At 50.8% G+C, this 14,417-nt stretch carries 14 protein-coding genes; 2 read left to right on the top strand and 12 right to left on the bottom strand.

The annotated features are described in order from the left end of the window. Window positions 1-62 precede the first annotated feature (62 nt). Both nrdD and nrdG read left to right on the top strand, forming a co-directional pair. Window positions 63-2,240 carry an anaerobic ribonucleoside-triphosphate reductase gene (nrdD, locus tag B5E77_RS13225; protein WP_087165824.1) on the top strand — a complete coding sequence of 726 codons (2,178 nt, stop codon included), beginning with the start codon at window positions 63-65 and terminating at the stop codon, window positions 2,238-2,240. A 111-nt stretch (window positions 2,241-2,351) separates the two neighbouring features. Beyond that, complete coding sequence (gene nrdG / locus B5E77_RS13220) at window positions 2,352-2,915, top strand: anaerobic ribonucleoside-triphosphate reductase activating protein (protein ID WP_087165875.1); 564 nt, start codon at window positions 2,352-2,354, stop codon at window positions 2,913-2,915. Between the two features lie 131 nt (window positions 2,916-3,046). On the opposite strand, the gene B5E77_RS13215 is transcribed toward nrdG, so the two are convergent. The 12 genes from B5E77_RS13215 to B5E77_RS13160 all read right to left on the bottom strand — a co-directional run bounded on the left by B5E77_RS13215 (window position 3,047) and on the right by B5E77_RS13160 (window position 14,414). Beyond that, window positions 3,047-3,619 (bottom strand): Uma2 family endonuclease, encoded by a 573-nt coding sequence (locus B5E77_RS13215; protein WP_330394701.1) that lies wholly within the window; start codon window positions 3,617-3,619, stop codon window positions 3,047-3,049. A gap of 330 nt (window positions 3,620-3,949) precedes the next feature. After that, a complete protein-coding gene (locus B5E77_RS13210; protein ID WP_162609702.1) occupies window positions 3,950-4,705 on the bottom strand; it encodes a glutamine amidotransferase in 756 nt (251 codons plus the stop codon). Continuing rightward, on the bottom strand, window positions 4,702-5,181 hold the full coding sequence (rpiB, locus tag B5E77_RS13205; protein WP_087165822.1) for a ribose 5-phosphate isomerase B: 480 nt from the start codon (window positions 5,179-5,181) through the stop codon (window positions 4,702-4,704). Before rpiB ends, B5E77_RS13210 begins: the two co-directional genes overlap by 4 nt. A gap of 2 nt (window positions 5,182-5,183) precedes the next feature. Beyond that, window positions 5,184-6,107, bottom strand: a complete 924-nt coding sequence (gene alsK, locus B5E77_RS13200; RefSeq protein WP_087165821.1) for an allose kinase — start codon at window positions 6,105-6,107, stop codon at window positions 5,184-5,186. Between the two features lie 14 nt (window positions 6,108-6,121). After that, on the bottom strand, window positions 6,122-6,793 hold the full coding sequence (alsE, locus tag B5E77_RS13195; RefSeq protein WP_087165820.1) for a D-allulose 6-phosphate 3-epimerase: 672 nt from the start codon (window positions 6,791-6,793) through the stop codon (window positions 6,122-6,124). 33 nt (window positions 6,794-6,826) lie between these two features. Beyond that, a complete protein-coding gene (locus tag B5E77_RS13190; RefSeq protein WP_087165819.1) occupies window positions 6,827-7,777 on the bottom strand; it encodes an ABC transporter permease subunit in 951 nt (316 codons plus the stop codon). A gap of 13 nt (window positions 7,778-7,790) precedes the next feature. Continuing rightward, on the bottom strand, window positions 7,791-9,311 hold the full coding sequence (locus B5E77_RS13185) for a sugar ABC transporter ATP-binding protein (RefSeq protein WP_087165818.1): 1,521 nt from the start codon (window positions 9,309-9,311) through the stop codon (window positions 7,791-7,793). 90 nt (window positions 9,312-9,401) lie between these two features. Further along, entirely contained in the window at window positions 9,402-10,463 is a 1,062-nt protein-coding gene (locus tag B5E77_RS13180; protein ID WP_087165817.1) for a substrate-binding domain-containing protein, read from the bottom strand. 1 nt (window position 10,464) lies between these two features. Then, entirely contained in the window at window positions 10,465-11,532 is a 1,068-nt protein-coding gene (locus B5E77_RS13175; protein WP_087165816.1) for an aldose 1-epimerase family protein, read from the bottom strand. A gap of 24 nt (window positions 11,533-11,556) precedes the next feature. Then, window positions 11,557-12,300 carry a D-lyxose/D-mannose family sugar isomerase gene (locus B5E77_RS13170; protein WP_087165815.1) on the bottom strand — a complete coding sequence of 248 codons (744 nt, stop codon included), beginning with the start codon at window positions 12,298-12,300 and terminating at the stop codon, window positions 11,557-11,559. A gap of 195 nt (window positions 12,301-12,495) precedes the next feature. Further along, window positions 12,496-13,401 (bottom strand): class II fructose-bisphosphate aldolase, encoded by a 906-nt coding sequence (locus B5E77_RS13165; RefSeq protein WP_162609701.1) that lies wholly within the window; start codon window positions 13,399-13,401, stop codon window positions 12,496-12,498. Then, window positions 13,398-14,414, bottom strand: a complete 1,017-nt coding sequence (locus tag B5E77_RS13160; RefSeq protein ID WP_087165813.1) for a carbohydrate kinase family protein — start codon at window positions 14,412-14,414, stop codon at window positions 13,398-13,400. Before B5E77_RS13160 ends, B5E77_RS13165 begins: the two co-directional genes overlap by 4 nt. Window positions 14,415-14,417 lie beyond the last annotated feature (3 nt).

Raw genomic sequence — 14,417 nt, 5'->3', positions numbered from 1 at the left:
CCTGCCAGCTGAAGGTGTCTTAGTACATGAACAGAAAAATTATTTGAGAGGGAGAACGTTTTATGAAAATCATCAAGCGCAGCGGATCCGAGGTGGCCTTTGATCCGCAGAAAATCGTGACTGCCGTGACCAAGGCCAATGAAAGCGTCGTTCCCAGTGCCCGCATGTCCGCCATCCAGATCAAGCGGATTGCGGAGGATGTGGAGAGCGCCGCTCAGAATATGAACCGCTCCTTAAGCGTAGAAGAAATACAGGATATGGTGGAAGACCAGATCATGAACCAGCGGGCCTTCGATGTGGCGAGACGTTACATCACCTATCGTTACCGCCGCGCGCTGGTGCGCAAGTCCAACACCACGGACGAACAAATCTTAAGCCTGATCGAGTGCAACAACGAGGAGGTCAAGCAGGAAAATTCCAATAAAAACCCTACCGTCAACAGCGTGCAGCGGGATTATATGGCTGGAGAGGTCAGCAAGGATATCACGAAGCGGCTTCTGCTTCCGGCAGATATTGTGAACGCTCACGAGCAGGGCATTATCCACTTTCACGACGCGGACTATTTTGCCCAGCACATGCACAACTGTGATCTGGTCAACCTGGAGGACATGCTGCAGAACGGTACCGTCATCAGCGGAACCCTGATCGAAAAGCCCCACAGCTTTTCCACAGCCTGCAACATCGCAACTCAGATCATTGCCCAGGTGGCTTCCTGCCAGTACGGAGGCCAGAGCATCTCTCTTACGCATCTGGCGCCCTTCGTGGATGTAAGCCGTCAGAAAATCCGCCGCCAGGTGGCGGAAGAGCTTCATTCTATCCGGGAGGCTGTGACAGAGGATGAGATTTCTGCCATCACGGAAAAACGGCTGCGCGAAGAGGTAAAAAATGGCGTCCAGATGATCCAGTATCAGGTCGTAACCCTGATGACAACCAACGGACAGGCTCCCTTCGTCACCGTCTTCATGTATCTGAATGAGGCGAAAAACGAGCAGGAGAAGCAGGATCTGGCTTTGATTATCGAAGAGACCCTGCGCCAGCGTTATCAGGGTGTAAAGAACGAAAAGGGCGTCTGGATCACCCCTGCCTTCCCGAAGCTTATCTACGTGCTGGAGGAAGACAACATTCATGAGGACAGCAGGTACTACTATCTGACAAAGCTGGCCGCCAAATGTACCGCCAAGCGCCTGGTACCGGATTATATCTCCGAAAAAATCATGCTCCAGAACAAGATTGACAAAAACGGCGAGGGCCACTGCTATACCTGCATGGGCTGCCGGAGCTTCCTGACTCCCTACGTGGATGAAAACGGAAAGCCCAAATACTACGGCCGCTTTAACCAGGGCGTCGTGACGGTAAACCTTGTAGATATCGGACTGTCCGCCGAAGGCGATATGGATAAATTCTGGGAAATCTTTGATGAGCGTATGGAGCTGTGCCACCGGGCCCTTCAATGCCGTCATGAGCGCCTGACCGGAACGCTTTCCGACGCCGCTCCGATCCTCTGGCAGCATGGCGCGCTTCTGCGGCTGAAAAAGGGTGAGAAAATCGATAAATATCTCCACGGCGGCTATTCGACTCTGTCCCTTGGCTACGCAGGCCTCTGGGAGTGCGTCTACAGCCTGAACGGCAAAAAGCTGACAGAGCCGGAGGGCGAGGCTCTGGGGCTGGAGATTATGAAGAAGCTGAACGAATATACGGCAAAATGGAAGGCCGCAGAAAATATTGATTATTCTCTGTACGGCACGCCTCTGGAAAGCACGACCTATAAGTTCGCCAAATGCCTGCAGAAGCGTTTTGGCATCGTAAAGGGCGTAACTGACCGCAACTATATTACAAACAGCTACCATGTCCACGTAACCGAGGAGATCGACGCCTTTGACAAGCTGGCGCTGGAGGCCAAATTCCAGGCGCTCTCACCGGGCGGAGCCATCTCCTATGTGGAGGTTCCGAACATGCAGAACAATCTGGAGGCTGTGCTGGCTGTCATGAAATTTATCTACGATCACATCATGTACGCAGAGCTGAATACCAAGAGCGACTACTGCCAGGTATGCGGCTACGACGGCGAAATCGAGATCAAGGAGGATGAGCACGGAAAGCTCATCTGGCAGTGCCCGAACTGCGGCAACACCGATCAGAACAAGATGAACGTGGCCAGACGAACCTGCGGCTATATCGGAACCCAGTTTTGGAACCAGGGAAGAACCCAGGAAATCCGGGAGCGTGTGCTGCACCTGTAAAGCCAATAAGACACCAGAAAATGGCAGTGTCCCTTATAGCGGCCTGCCATTTTCTACCCGTACAGGACGCTGTTATGCCGCCAGCAAAAAAGCGGCTGAATGGAGATTTTTATGAACTATGCTGCCATCAAAAAAAATGACATTGCCAACGGTCCCGGTGTGCGCGTCTCCCTCTTTGTGAGCGGCTGCCGCCACCACTGCCGAAGCTGCTTTAACCGGGAGGCCTGGGATTTTGCCTATGGCAGGCCCTTTACCCAGGAAACAGCTGACGAAATTCTGGAGGCCCTCGCCCCATCCTATGTAGCCGGCCTCTCCTTTCTGGGCGGCGAACCCCTTGAGCCCGAAAACCAGGCTCCTCTTCTTTCGCTTGCCCGCCAGTTCAGGGAACGCTGCCCGGGAAAAACGCTCTGGTGCTATACAGGATTTACCTTCGAGACCGATCTGATGAGCGGCTCTGTGGGAAACCCAAATACACTCCGTGAGCTTCTGTCGCTCATTGACGTGCTGGTAGATGGGAAATTTGTAGAGGAATTAAAGGATGCAGGGCTTATTTTCCGCGGCTCATCCAACCAGAATATCATTGACGTGCCCAAATCCCTGAAAGCGGGGCATATGGTTCTGCTGGAGGGCGTCTGGCGCCGGACGATGGGAAGCGGGGATATTGAAGAGATATAGACGGAAACGCCGGGATTTTGGAAAATCAACCTGTCTTTTCCAACCCCCGGCGCTCCTTTTCTTTTGTACATTTATTTTCTGTTGTATTTTTCTTTTGTATGATCATCGTCTTCTTTGATAAGATCCCCCTCTTAAACTGCCTGAATATCCAGCTCCAGGCCTTCCATCACGCCGGAAGCCAGTTTATCTGTAAAAGGATAAATCACAGGCTCCTCTCCCTTCTCCAGCCGGCAGATCACCACTGCCTCCCGCGCAGGATCGACAATCCAGTATTCCCGCACTCCGGCTTCCGCATACTTTCCGGCCTTTTTATAATAGTCCATGGTCCTGCTGGAGGGCGACACAATCTCAATCACCCAGTCCGGCGCGCCGTGGCAGCCTGCCTCGTCCAGCTTGTCCGGATCACAAACCACCAGAATATCCGGCTCAAAATAGTTCCGCTTATCATTCATGATAAACACTGCGAATGGAGCTGCGAACACCTGGCAGCCGCCTCCATGCTCCCTGATGTAATTATAAATCTGTACGGTAAGTCCCACAAGCAGGCGCTGGTGCGTCATGGTCGGCGACGCCATATAATACATCCTTCCGTCGATAAGCTCTGCCCTCACGCCTTCCGGCAGGGCCAAAATATCATCTGTAGTATACTCTCTTTTTTCCTGATCAGACATCAATCCATCCTCTTTTCGTAAAGCTGCTCTCATGCTGCCTTCCTTTCCGGCAAAGGGCTCTCCAAGAAAAGCCTTCGGGCCTCTGCCATAATAAAATAATAATTGGGAAATCATGGCAGAACTGCCAGAATGTGCGGCACGCACATAGATGATTTCTGTGACAGTTTTATTATAATAAATCCGCCATATGCTGTCAATCCTTTCCAGCGTTTAAGAACACCGGAAGCCTGATACCCCGCAGCGGACAGACAAGGGTATGGAAAGAGTGCACGCAGGCGGACAGACAGGAAAGCCGGCCTGGGATACATCCCGGGCCGGCTCTCCTGTCATACATCAGGGTATATAGAAAATATTAGTGGAAACCTATAATTCCTTTGCGAGCCACCGGAAAATATTCGGGATCAGCTTCTGATAGCTATCCCATTCCAGGAACTCCTTTGAACCCCAGTGCATTGCACAATCGGAGGCGAAAGCAAATGTCCTTCCCTCCCCATATTCCATGGAGGCCATAAAGGTATCCTCTCCGTCTATAACTGCAATCTCCTGGGCTTCCTTCTTCGCCTTAATCCTGTTATAACCGAGGAACCAGGGCCATGCTCCCTCCACGCCATTCAGCACCGGATGATCCGCAAGCCTGATTTCCGGGCAGATCCCCTCCGGATGCTCCATCCTGTCGTCCCAGTTCAGCATCTCTACCGGAAGCAGCCTGGCAAGAGGCGTCATGGCATAACGGGCCTTGTTCTCAATGCCGGCGAAGCTTAAGTAACCGCCGAACATTACCAGGCCGCCGCCGTTTTTCACATATTTGTCCAGCTCGTAAAACCGGTTTGGCTTACGAACTCCCTGGAACTGCATAACCGGATCCATCATCAGCGTATTACTCCCGATATCACTTAAGGCGATTACAGAATACTCATTCAGCGCCTCCTGGGTATCAGGAAACTGATACTGGGCGATGTGGCTTGGCATATATTCTGCCTCGATTCCCGCCGCACGGAGCGCTCCAAGCAGTGGATCTGCGCTTGTCTTCTCCAGGCGTCCCAAATCCACGGTGTCAAATCCTTTGATATGCGTTTCCTGGACTGTCCAGGACTCCCCCACAATCAGTACCTTTTTCACGCTTTTCCCGCTCCTTTCTCCCAGCTGGCCCCATATTCTCTTTCGATATCCGCAAGCATCCGGATGCGTGCTTCATGGCGGCCGCCTTCATACTGCGCCTTGAAAAACTCATCTACAATCATCTTTGCCAGCTCCGTTCCCACGACTCTGGCTCCCATAGCAATGATATTGGCATTGTTATGCTGAACCGTCAGCCGTGCCGTGTAGGGCTCGCTGCACACCGCCGCCCGGATTCCGGGTACCTTGTTTGCTGCCAGAGAAATGCCGACTCCTGTTCCGCAGATCAGCACCCCCTTCTCTACCTCACCCTTCCTTACGGCCTCAGCTACTGCTTTTCCGGGAACCGGATAATCCATGCGTACATTCGGATCATGCGTTCCGTAATCGATACATTCATGTCCCTGCTCCTCCAGATGGCGGATCAACTCCAGCTTCAGCGCTACAGCCGTGTGATCGCTTCCAAATCCTATCCTCATCTCTATCGTCCCTCTTTCCTGAGCTCCTCCAGCCTTTTATAAGCCAGAATTCCTGCCCCTATCACTCCGTTTTCCTGTCCCTGGCGGGAGTAGATATACTGAAGCTCCCGGGCCGGATACGGCTTTCTTGCATATTTGTAAATGTCCTCTTCCAGCTCATGCCGCGGAAACCCTTCCATATAGACAAGGCCACCGCCAATCACAATGTGATCCGGATCCAGGATATTGATCTCTGTCGCCGCCGCCAGAGCCAGATCGTCGATAAAGCCATGGATTTCTTCCTGATCTCTGCATTTAGCAAAGACCTCTCCGATCTCCACGCCGGGAAATTTTTCCACGCACAGATCCTTCAGATGATAGCCCGAGGCAATCATCTCGATGCAGCTTGTATTGCCGCAGCCGCAGGCTCCGTGAAGCCCGCGCACCGGAATATGGCCAAGCTCCGCGGCCGCTCCCGTCTTTCCGATCAGAAGCCTCCCGTCTATCACCACAGCGTTTCCGAGACCCGTTCCGAAATAAAATCCACAGGTGATGCCCTCCGCCGGAATCTGATGCTCAAACATGTCATACAGCAGGAGCATATCTACATCTGTCTCAATAAAGGCAGGAATTCCAAACTCTTCCTCCAGTCTGTCCACGATGGCAATATTATTGAACCCCCGGATATTCGGCGTGGACAGCACGGTTCTCCTGTCCCGATCCAGCGTCGAGGGAAAGCCCGCGCTTACCGCTGAAATTTCTTTTCCAGCCGCATGCCTTTGCAGATATTCCCGGATGACGCGGATAAAGCTGCCTACGGTATCTTCGCTCTTCTGCAGCTCCTCCGTCTTCACAATTTCAAAATCCGTAAGGCTGCAGTCCAAAGCTACGAGACCCAGACGCGTATGTGTACCGCCTACATCCATACCCAATACATATTTATCCATGCTTTCCCATCCCTTTAGGCGCCTATACAGGCCGCATAATTTTCATACATCTTATCGATGGCTCTGTTAATGTCCTCGTCCAGATTGAAAAGTCCTGAGGAGCCCACAATCAGAATATCCGCTCCCGCGTCCGTCAGCCTCTTAAAGGTTTTTGTATTGCAGGAGCCGTCGATCTGGATCTCATAGTGGTAGCCTCTCTCCTCCCGCCATTTTTTGGCAAGAGCAATCTTATCCAGAACCTCTTCGATAAAGGGCTGGCCTGCAAAGCCTACATCCACAGTCATCAGGGTCAGAATATCAATCCTGTTCAGATATGCCTCCGCATAGGAAAGCGGCGTGGCCGGGTTCAGTACAATTCCCTTTTTACAGCCGCACTGTTCTATCAGATTCAGAATGCGGAATGCGTCAGAATTGATCGTCTCCGCATGGGGAGAGATATACGAAGCTCCTGCCTCTGCCAGAAGCTCCACCCAGTCTCCGGGATTGGTAGTCATCAGGTGGCAGTCCATGGGAATGGACGCCACCTTATGAAATGTCTTTACCAGATCCGGAGACAGCGTAATATTTTTGCAGTAATGGCCATCCATGATATCCACATGATAGAGATCCATATGGGAATTCATGGCTTCCATCTGCTCACGGATTTCCAGAAAATCCATGCACATCAGTGATGGTGAGAATTTCATTTCTTTATTACGCTCCTTCCAGCCCCGCAGAGCTTATTTATTCTTTACTGTGCTTCCTACCAGCTTCTCAAGGGCTACCGAGGCAATGATCAGCGCTCCCATTACAACCTTCTGCCAATAGCTGGATACGTTCAGAATGTTCAGACCGTTGGTAATCGTGCCAATCGTCAGACCGCCAAGCAGAACACCGAAAATCTTTCCCTTGCCTCCGAAGAAGGAGGTTCCGCCGATGATACATGCCGCGATCGCATACGTCTCATAGCCATCGCCTGCAGTCGGCTCCGCCGCGCCTACACGAGAAGTCATAATCACGCCTGCGATACCTGCCAGGAAGGAGGCCAGCATATGAGCGTACAATGTAAATCTTTTGGTATTAATTCCGGAATACCAGGCAGACTGCTTATTTCCGCCCAAAGCGTAAAGATTTCTGGCCAGAACCGTCCGGTTGGTAAACCAGATCAGAACTACCGCCATCACCAGCGCAAAAAGAAACGGAATCGGAAAACCAAACACATATCCGGAAATATCCTTAAAGGATTTCGGAAGCCCAAAAATGGGGGAACCGTTTGAGATCAGCAGGGTCAGTCCACGGAATACCGTATTGGTACCCAGAGTTACCACGAAGGGATGCAGATCCAGGGCGTTGATCAGAAGACCATTGATCACTCCCAGAACCAGCGCAATCAGCAGGCCTGCCAGAATTGCTGCCGGAACCGGGACACCGGCTTTCAGCATCATCGCGATAAACGTTCCTACCAGAGCCGCCACCGAGCCTACCGACAGGTCGATACCTGCCAGAAGAATGGCAAAAAACTCGCCAAACGCAAGAAGAATATATACCGTACTCTGAAGACCGATCTGCTTGATATTATCCAGCGTCATAAAATATTTGGGAGAAGCAATGGATAAACAAATCATAATTAAAATCAGAATACTCAAGGTACCAAATTTGTCCCAAAAGGATTTAAATTTTGTTTTTGTCATGTTCTTCCACCTCTTAATCTACAGTTACCGCGGCGTACATAATCTTTTCCTCAGTAGCCTCTTCACTGTTTAATACTCCGGAAATCTCGCCGTTTTTAAATACGATAATCCGGTCGCAGGTCTGCAAAAGCTCCGGCATATCGGATGAAACCATGATGATTGCCTTTCCTGCCTCTGCCATCTTTCTCATAATCGCGTATATTTCAGACTTCGCGCCCACGTCGATTCCCTTCGTCGGCTCGTCAAAGATAAATACGTCGGCGTCGATAGCCAGCCATTTTCCGATAATCACCTTCTGCTGGTTCCCTCCGGACAGGTTCACCGTCATCTGATCCACGCTGGAACATTTGGTGTTCAGAGCCTCTACCTCTTCCTCGGCCTTCGCACGCTCAGCCTTTTCATTTAAGAGACCTGTAACGCCTCCCAGCTTTGATTTTTTCAGATTCGTCGTCACAGAGGTCTCCTGCCAGATATTAAAGTTCTGGAAGAATCCCGTCTCACGGCGGTTCTCTGTCACCATGGCGATTCCCTGCTTCAGCGCCTCATAGGTGTCCTTAATCTTCAGCTCTTTTCCGCGCAGATATATCTTCCCGCTGGAGATCGGCTTCGCTCCGAAAATTCCTTCCATACACTCAGAGCGTCCTGCGCCAATCAGTCCTCCGAAACCTACAATCTCACCTTTTCTGACTTCAAAACTGATGTTTCTTGCGGTTCCGTCCTTTCGGGTTAAATTCTCAACCTTAAAAATAACCTCATTATCCTTCTCGATCTGCTCTCTGTTTCCCAAATGATTTCCTGTAATCTTACGTCCTACCATCATCGGAATCAGATCGTCTACTTCAAGCTCCGCTACCTCTCTGGTTCCCACATAGCAGCCGTCCTTGAGAACGGTTACCCGGTCGCCAATCTCTTTGATTTCCTTCAGCTTATGGGAAATGTAAATAATTCCGATGCCCTGCTTCTTCAGATTCCGGATGATCCGAAACAGCTCCTCCGTCTCCTCAATAGACAGGGACGACGTCGGCTCATCCATGACAATGATCTTCGCCTCTGACGCCAGCGCCTTCGCAATCTCCACCTGCTGCTTCTCAGAAATGGAAATATCCTGAACCAGGGTAGACGGATTCCTTTTCAATCCTATGGCGTCCATATACTTTTTGGCATTCTCGTTAATAGTCTTATAATCTACCAGACTGATTCCCGCTACCTTCTTATGAGGAAGCTTTCCTACATACAGATTCTCAGCGATCGATAATTCATTGATTACGCTGAGCTCCTGATAAATCAGCGCTATTTTATTTTCCGCCGATTTTTTTGGCGTAAGGTATGCATAGCTTTTTCCGCCGATTATGATCTCTCCCTGCGTCGGCCTGTTGATTCCGCTGAGCATCTTGACCAGCGTAGATTTCCCGGCGCCGTTCTCTCCCAGAAGAACATGGACTTCGCCGGGCTTCAGAGCGAAGGATACGTTGTTAAGCGCGATGACGCCGGGAAATTTCATAGTCATATTTTTCATTTCCACTAAATATTCCATATGCATTTCCTCTTTAAACAGTCGGGAATGCCGCCAACCTTCCGCAGCATTCCCGGCCCTCTCATCCATTTTCAGTTACTGTTTTACAGACTAGTTCAGATATTCGTCTGCATTCTCCTGAGTTACCAGGAAGGAGTCGATGTAGTAGATGGGCATCTCTGCAGACGGATCTGCTGTCCAGCCATCCTTTACAGCCTGTACTGCCAACTCGCAGCAGGCCACGCCGATTCCTACATTATCCTGTCCTACAGTCGCGGACATCTCGCCATTCTTTACAGACTCTTTTGCGTTCTGTACAGCGTCAGTACCCACTACGATCACGCTGTCCTGCTTTCCTGCATTCACAACGGCCTCGTATACGCCAAGGGCCATGGTGTCATTCGCGCAGTAGAAGGCTTCCACGTCCGGATTTGCCTGCATGATGTTCGTAGCTACGTCGATGGAGGTCAGACGATCCCAGTCGCCCGGCTGGCTCGCTACTACTTCTCCGCCATTCTCATTGATGTAATCGGTAGCTCCCTTGGTTCTGTCGTTGGAGGTCACATTTCCTGCCGTTCCCTCGATGATGGCAACCTTGGTAAGTCCCAGTCCCATAATGTACTCAGCTGCCTTCTGGCCTACCAGTACGTTATCGGTGGTGTACATGCCAACCATGTTTCCGCCGCCTTCCTGTACAGCTGCCGCGTCAATGGCCTCATCCACGTTTACAACCGGAATCCCTGCTTCGCAGGCAGCAATTACTCCCTCTACCAGGTTGGAAGCAGAAAGAGGAGCCGCACAGATTGCGTCATAATCCTTGGAAATCATGTTTTCCAACTGCTCCAGCTGTCCGATGATGTTGTCCTCAGACTCAGCGCACAGAATATCTACGGTGACGCCTTCCTGTCCTGCTGCCCACTCCTCGATACCAGCCTTCATGGAAGCCCAGTACTCATTGGATTCAGGTTTCAGCAGAACGCCGATCGTAATGTCCCCATCCGCCGTGTCCGCGGCCTCTGTTGTGTCCTCTTCTGCCGCTGCGTCATCCTCTGCCGCCGCGTCTTCCGTGGTCTCTGTCGTGGCCTCCTCTGCCGGCTCTCCTCCTCCGCCGCATGCCGCCATGCTCATAACCATAGCTGCTGTCAGTAATACCGCTAAAACTTTTTTCTTCATCTTAAACCTCCCGATTTAATTTATTAATGAAAGCTTCCAGCTTATCATTCTCCTTTGCCGTATCCAGAAATTCTATTTCCAGTTCAAACTCCCGGCTTTCACCGCCTTCCAGATACTGAAGACTTCCATCCTCCGCCGCACGGATCCTTCCGCCCACATGAGCTGTTCCAGGCTCCAATCCAAGAGCATAATCTCCGGCCCGCATGCTCTTCCACTGGTTCAGCACCGGCAGCTGATCCGGATTGATTTTCAGGACTGCCGCCTTTTCCATCTTCGGGTTATACAGAACCGCAAGACCTTCCTTTACTTCTTTCGCTGCTCTGCGGAAATAGACTTCTTCCTCAAAGCCTTCCTCCGGCTTCTGAAACTCGCAGGCCCTGGAAATCTGTTCCTCCTTCAATGGATCTCTCGTCTCAATCTCCGTAAAGTTCGTATACAGCCTGCAGCTCTCATCCAGCATCGGATAGCCGAAATTGAAGTGGTAGAGAAGCATCAGCGGGGTCTTCTCAAACCCCTGATTTTCCACCCGGTCACAGATTGTGATTTTATTCTCCGCTGTGCTGATCCGGAATTTCCGGAATATTCTCATATTCGGTCCAAACAGATAACCTTCCCTGGCTTCGCCTCCAAAGGTAATGACTGCTTCCCCGTCATCCCAGCTGATTCCGGAAAAGATATGCTCCGCAGGCGTGTTGGAAATCACCCCGTGCAGACCGTTTGCCTGTCCATCCTCCACTCCCGGCGTCCCCATATAGGTCAGTCCGCAGGTGGTAAGGAAGCCGGCTTCAAAGTTCCTCAAGAAGCCTCTCGTTCCCTCTTCCTGATAAAACTCCGGCGCGCAGATGCCTGTCTTCGAGATAAAGCCCATATTCATCCCCTGAAAGGTCAGCTCCGGAACCGCAAAGCATTTATCCGGCAGTGTCAGAAGCTCCAGACCCCGGCCGTTCCTGACCTGATACGCTCTGGTCCCTTTGGATTTTCCCTCTTCCAGACGGCATTCCCTTATGTAATACAGCTGTGAGAGATCCCCGCACCAGCTTTCCGCTTCTCTTCTGGATAATGTCTTCATCTTCTGCTGTCCTTTCCCGGATTCCTATTTTTTCAGGAAGCCGAACGGCGTGTACTTCGGATAATCTGCAAACATCAGATATTTTGCCGGCTCGTCCTCTTCCATGGTCGGAATTCTGTCTCCCGCGGTATGGAACCGGTTGTCAATGGTATCATCATTCGTTGTAGATACCTCAAACAAAATCACGTCGCCTGTTCCCGGAACGCCCTGCCAGGAATGATACTGGCCCGGCATCAGCGTAATGCTGCTTCCCGGATGGCATACTACCTTGCCGCCGGCAGGAACCGTAACCTTCTTTCCATCCATGGTGACTGTGACATCTGTATCTGCGAACTGTCCGATCTTTCCGGCTCTTCCGCCTTCCACGTCCTTAAAATCCTCTTCCGTGGAATTGTACAGAGTCACCTCCAGGTCGCCGCCGCCTCTGTTGATGATGTCCTCCATCTTGCTCCAGTGATAGTGGAACGGCAGGATCTGTCCGTCATTTACCAGAAGAAGCTTCTCCGCATAAGGCTTCGGGTACTTATCCTTCGCATAGAAGTTGCCATTTCGGAATGTAAAAATGGTAAGTCCGATTTTTTCAAAATCGCCGCTTCCGAAATCAGAAATATCCCAGCCCAGCATATTCTCTACCAGCTCGATCTCATCCTCTTTCAGGTTCTTCCAGTCGTCCGGTGAGTAGTAAGCAAATTCCGGCAACGGGAAGCCCGCCTTCTTTGCCACATCAATCGTATACTGGATAATTCTGTTAGCCTCTGAACGTTTCATGTATTCTTCCTCCATTCTTTGGATAATATATTTACTTTGGTAAAACGTTTTTCTACAAAATCAATATTAGCATATCCTTTCACTACCGTCAATACATCCATATTGTACAAAAATCCACCCATAATTTTGTGAAAATTAGAGAAACGTTTTTTACAATAACAGATTTATTGGTCATAACAGACGGAAAATATCCTGTTATTGTGAGAGTCTGTCCTTCAAATCTGTATTATGCAGATAGTCTGCAATATAAGCTCTGACTCTGTGATAAAGCCTGTCCTGAGCGCAGGAAACATCGCCGTCACCTTCCTTAAGCGCCGCCTCATATGTCTGCCGCAGCTCTGTGCCCACATTGATTTTGGCAATCCCGGCTGCAATTCCTTCCAGAATATCCTGCTGCCTCACTCCGGATCCGCCATGCAGTACAAGGGGAATCTGCACAGCTTGATGCAGTTCTCTGATATGCTCCACATCCAGACGTGCCTGGGGCTTCTTTCTATCACGAAATGCTTCTGCAATCTGCCCGTGAACATTTCCCACCGCTACAGAAAGCCAGCTGCATCCGCTTTCCTTCACAAACCTTTCGGCTTCCTCCGTTTTCGTAAAGCCTGTTCTGGAAGCAAAAATTTCCTCGTAAGGAGGCATTTCCCTGTTTTCGTGGCCCATTACAGCTCCCAGCTCTGCCTCGCAGGCGATCCCAGCCTCATGGGCCAGTCTGACAGCCTCCTTTGTCACGCGGATATTCTCTTCCAAAGGAAGCCGCGATCCGTCTACCATCAGAGACTGATAGCCTGCTCTGACGGCACGCTCAAGAAACGCCATATAATCAACCTGCTGATAATCCTCGTCAATTACCGGAATATGGTCTAAATGAAGAAGTGTATATCCTTCCTTTTTATATTTTTCATATTCCTCCGCGACCCGCTCCAGGCTTTCCGCCTCGAACTTTTCCCACTCGACCCGCGCAATCTGAACCATAGCTATGCTGTTTTCATCCACCACCGCCTGAATCACTGGCTTTACCATAGAGAGATATGGAACATTAAATGCCGGAATACAGGCTTCCTGCTCCCGTGCCTTCCGTACTGTCTCTTCTGCCTTCACTTTTCTGTCCTCCTGTATTTTTCCCAGACCTCCATCACCTCTTCATAAGAGCGCATGCCGTCGGTTCCATTGGCTTCTGAGAGGGAGCAGGCTGCACAGGCTGTTCCAAGCTTCATAGCCTGTTCCAGTCCCCACCCCTGATATGCTCCGTACAGTATCCCGCTGCAGTATGCATCACCTGCTCCTGTAGTGCCCTTTATGTACCCATCTGGCAGCCTCAGGCTGGGCAGATAAACCATTTGCTCCTGCCGGCAGTCATATCCATAGCTCCACTCCGGCGCATGTATAACCGCCCAGACAGCAACTCCTTTTTCAGCCAGACGGCGAAAGGCTTCCCTGATTTGCCGCTCCTGAACCTGTCCGTCCTTCAGAAAGCTTACTCCTGTAACTGCCTGCGCCTCTATCTCATTCAACGAGCAGTAATCCGTATATTTCAGCGATGCTGATACGATTCTTTCTGCCCTTGTGCCCTGTTCTGATACAACGTCAATAGAGGTTTTCATTCCTCTTCTCTGTGCTTCGTGCAGGATCCTGGCTCCGTGTGTCCCATATTCATCATCCTCTGAATCCACCCGTTCCATCAGAAGAAGATATTCCAGGTGAAAAATATCTGCCTCTATCTTATCCCAGTCTATATACGTCTCATCATAAATATCACTTCCGGCAGGCCGAAAGAAAAAGGTCCTCTGCCTGGTGTCCACCGCATTCATTACAATGGTTACCGAGCTTTCTCCCTGCCTTGTGATATTTCCCAGATCAATATTCGGATACCTGGAAAGAGCCTCTGCAAGCATCCACCCATGCTCATCTTCCCCTATGACGGCGCTGACCTTTACCGGAAGCTCTCCATCCAGCCTGGCCAGATCCAGAATCAGGTTCCCGCTTCCGCCTGCATCACAGACGCTTTTCCGGATCTTTGTAAGCAGCCCCGGCTCCGGATAGGTGTCAATAAAATACGACAAATCTGCCAGCAGTGAACCTGCCACAGCGATTCCTTTTCCGCCCTTCCTCATCCT

The organism is Lachnoclostridium sp. An131, assembly GCF_002160825.1.
GTDB lineage: Bacteria > Bacillota > Clostridia > Lachnospirales > Lachnospiraceae > Laedolimicola.
This window is presented reverse-complemented; position numbering and strand designations above follow the sequence as displayed.

Coding starts and splice junctions, on each gene's coding strand:
- nrdD (WP_087165824.1), top strand. CDS start 63: ATGAAAATCATCAAGCGCAGCGGATCCGAGGTGGCCTTTGATCCGCAG.
- B5E77_RS13175 (WP_087165816.1), bottom strand. CDS start 11,532: ATGAAGACATTATCCAGAAGAGAAGCGGAAAGCTGGTGCGGGGATCTC.
- alsK (WP_087165821.1), bottom strand. CDS start 6,107: ATGGATAAATATGTATTGGGTATGGATGTAGGCGGTACACATACGCGT.
- alsE (WP_087165820.1), bottom strand. CDS start 6,793: ATGAAATTCTCACCATCACTGATGTGCATGGATTTTCTGGAAATCCGT.
- nrdG (WP_087165875.1), top strand. CDS start 2,352: ATGAACTATGCTGCCATCAAAAAAAATGACATTGCCAACGGTCCCGGT.
- rpiB (WP_087165822.1), bottom strand. CDS start 5,181: ATGAGGATAGGATTTGGAAGCGATCACACGGCTGTAGCGCTGAAGCTG.
- B5E77_RS13190 (WP_087165819.1), bottom strand. CDS start 7,777: ATGACAAAAACAAAATTTAAATCCTTTTGGGACAAATTTGGTACCTTG.
- B5E77_RS13170 (WP_087165815.1), bottom strand. CDS start 12,300: ATGAAACGTTCAGAGGCTAACAGAATTATCCAGTATACGATTGATGTG.
- B5E77_RS13215 (WP_330394701.1), bottom strand. CDS start 3,619: ATGAGAGCAGCTTTACGAAAAGAGGATGGATTGATGTCTGATCAGGAA.
- B5E77_RS13180 (WP_087165817.1), bottom strand. CDS start 10,463: ATGAAGAAAAAAGTTTTAGCGGTATTACTGACAGCAGCTATGGTTATG.
- B5E77_RS13160 (WP_087165813.1), bottom strand. CDS start 14,414: ATGAGGAAGGGCGGAAAAGGAATCGCTGTGGCAGGTTCACTGCTGGCA.
- B5E77_RS13185 (WP_087165818.1), bottom strand. CDS start 9,311: ATGGAATATTTAGTGGAAATGAAAAATATGACTATGAAATTTCCCGGC.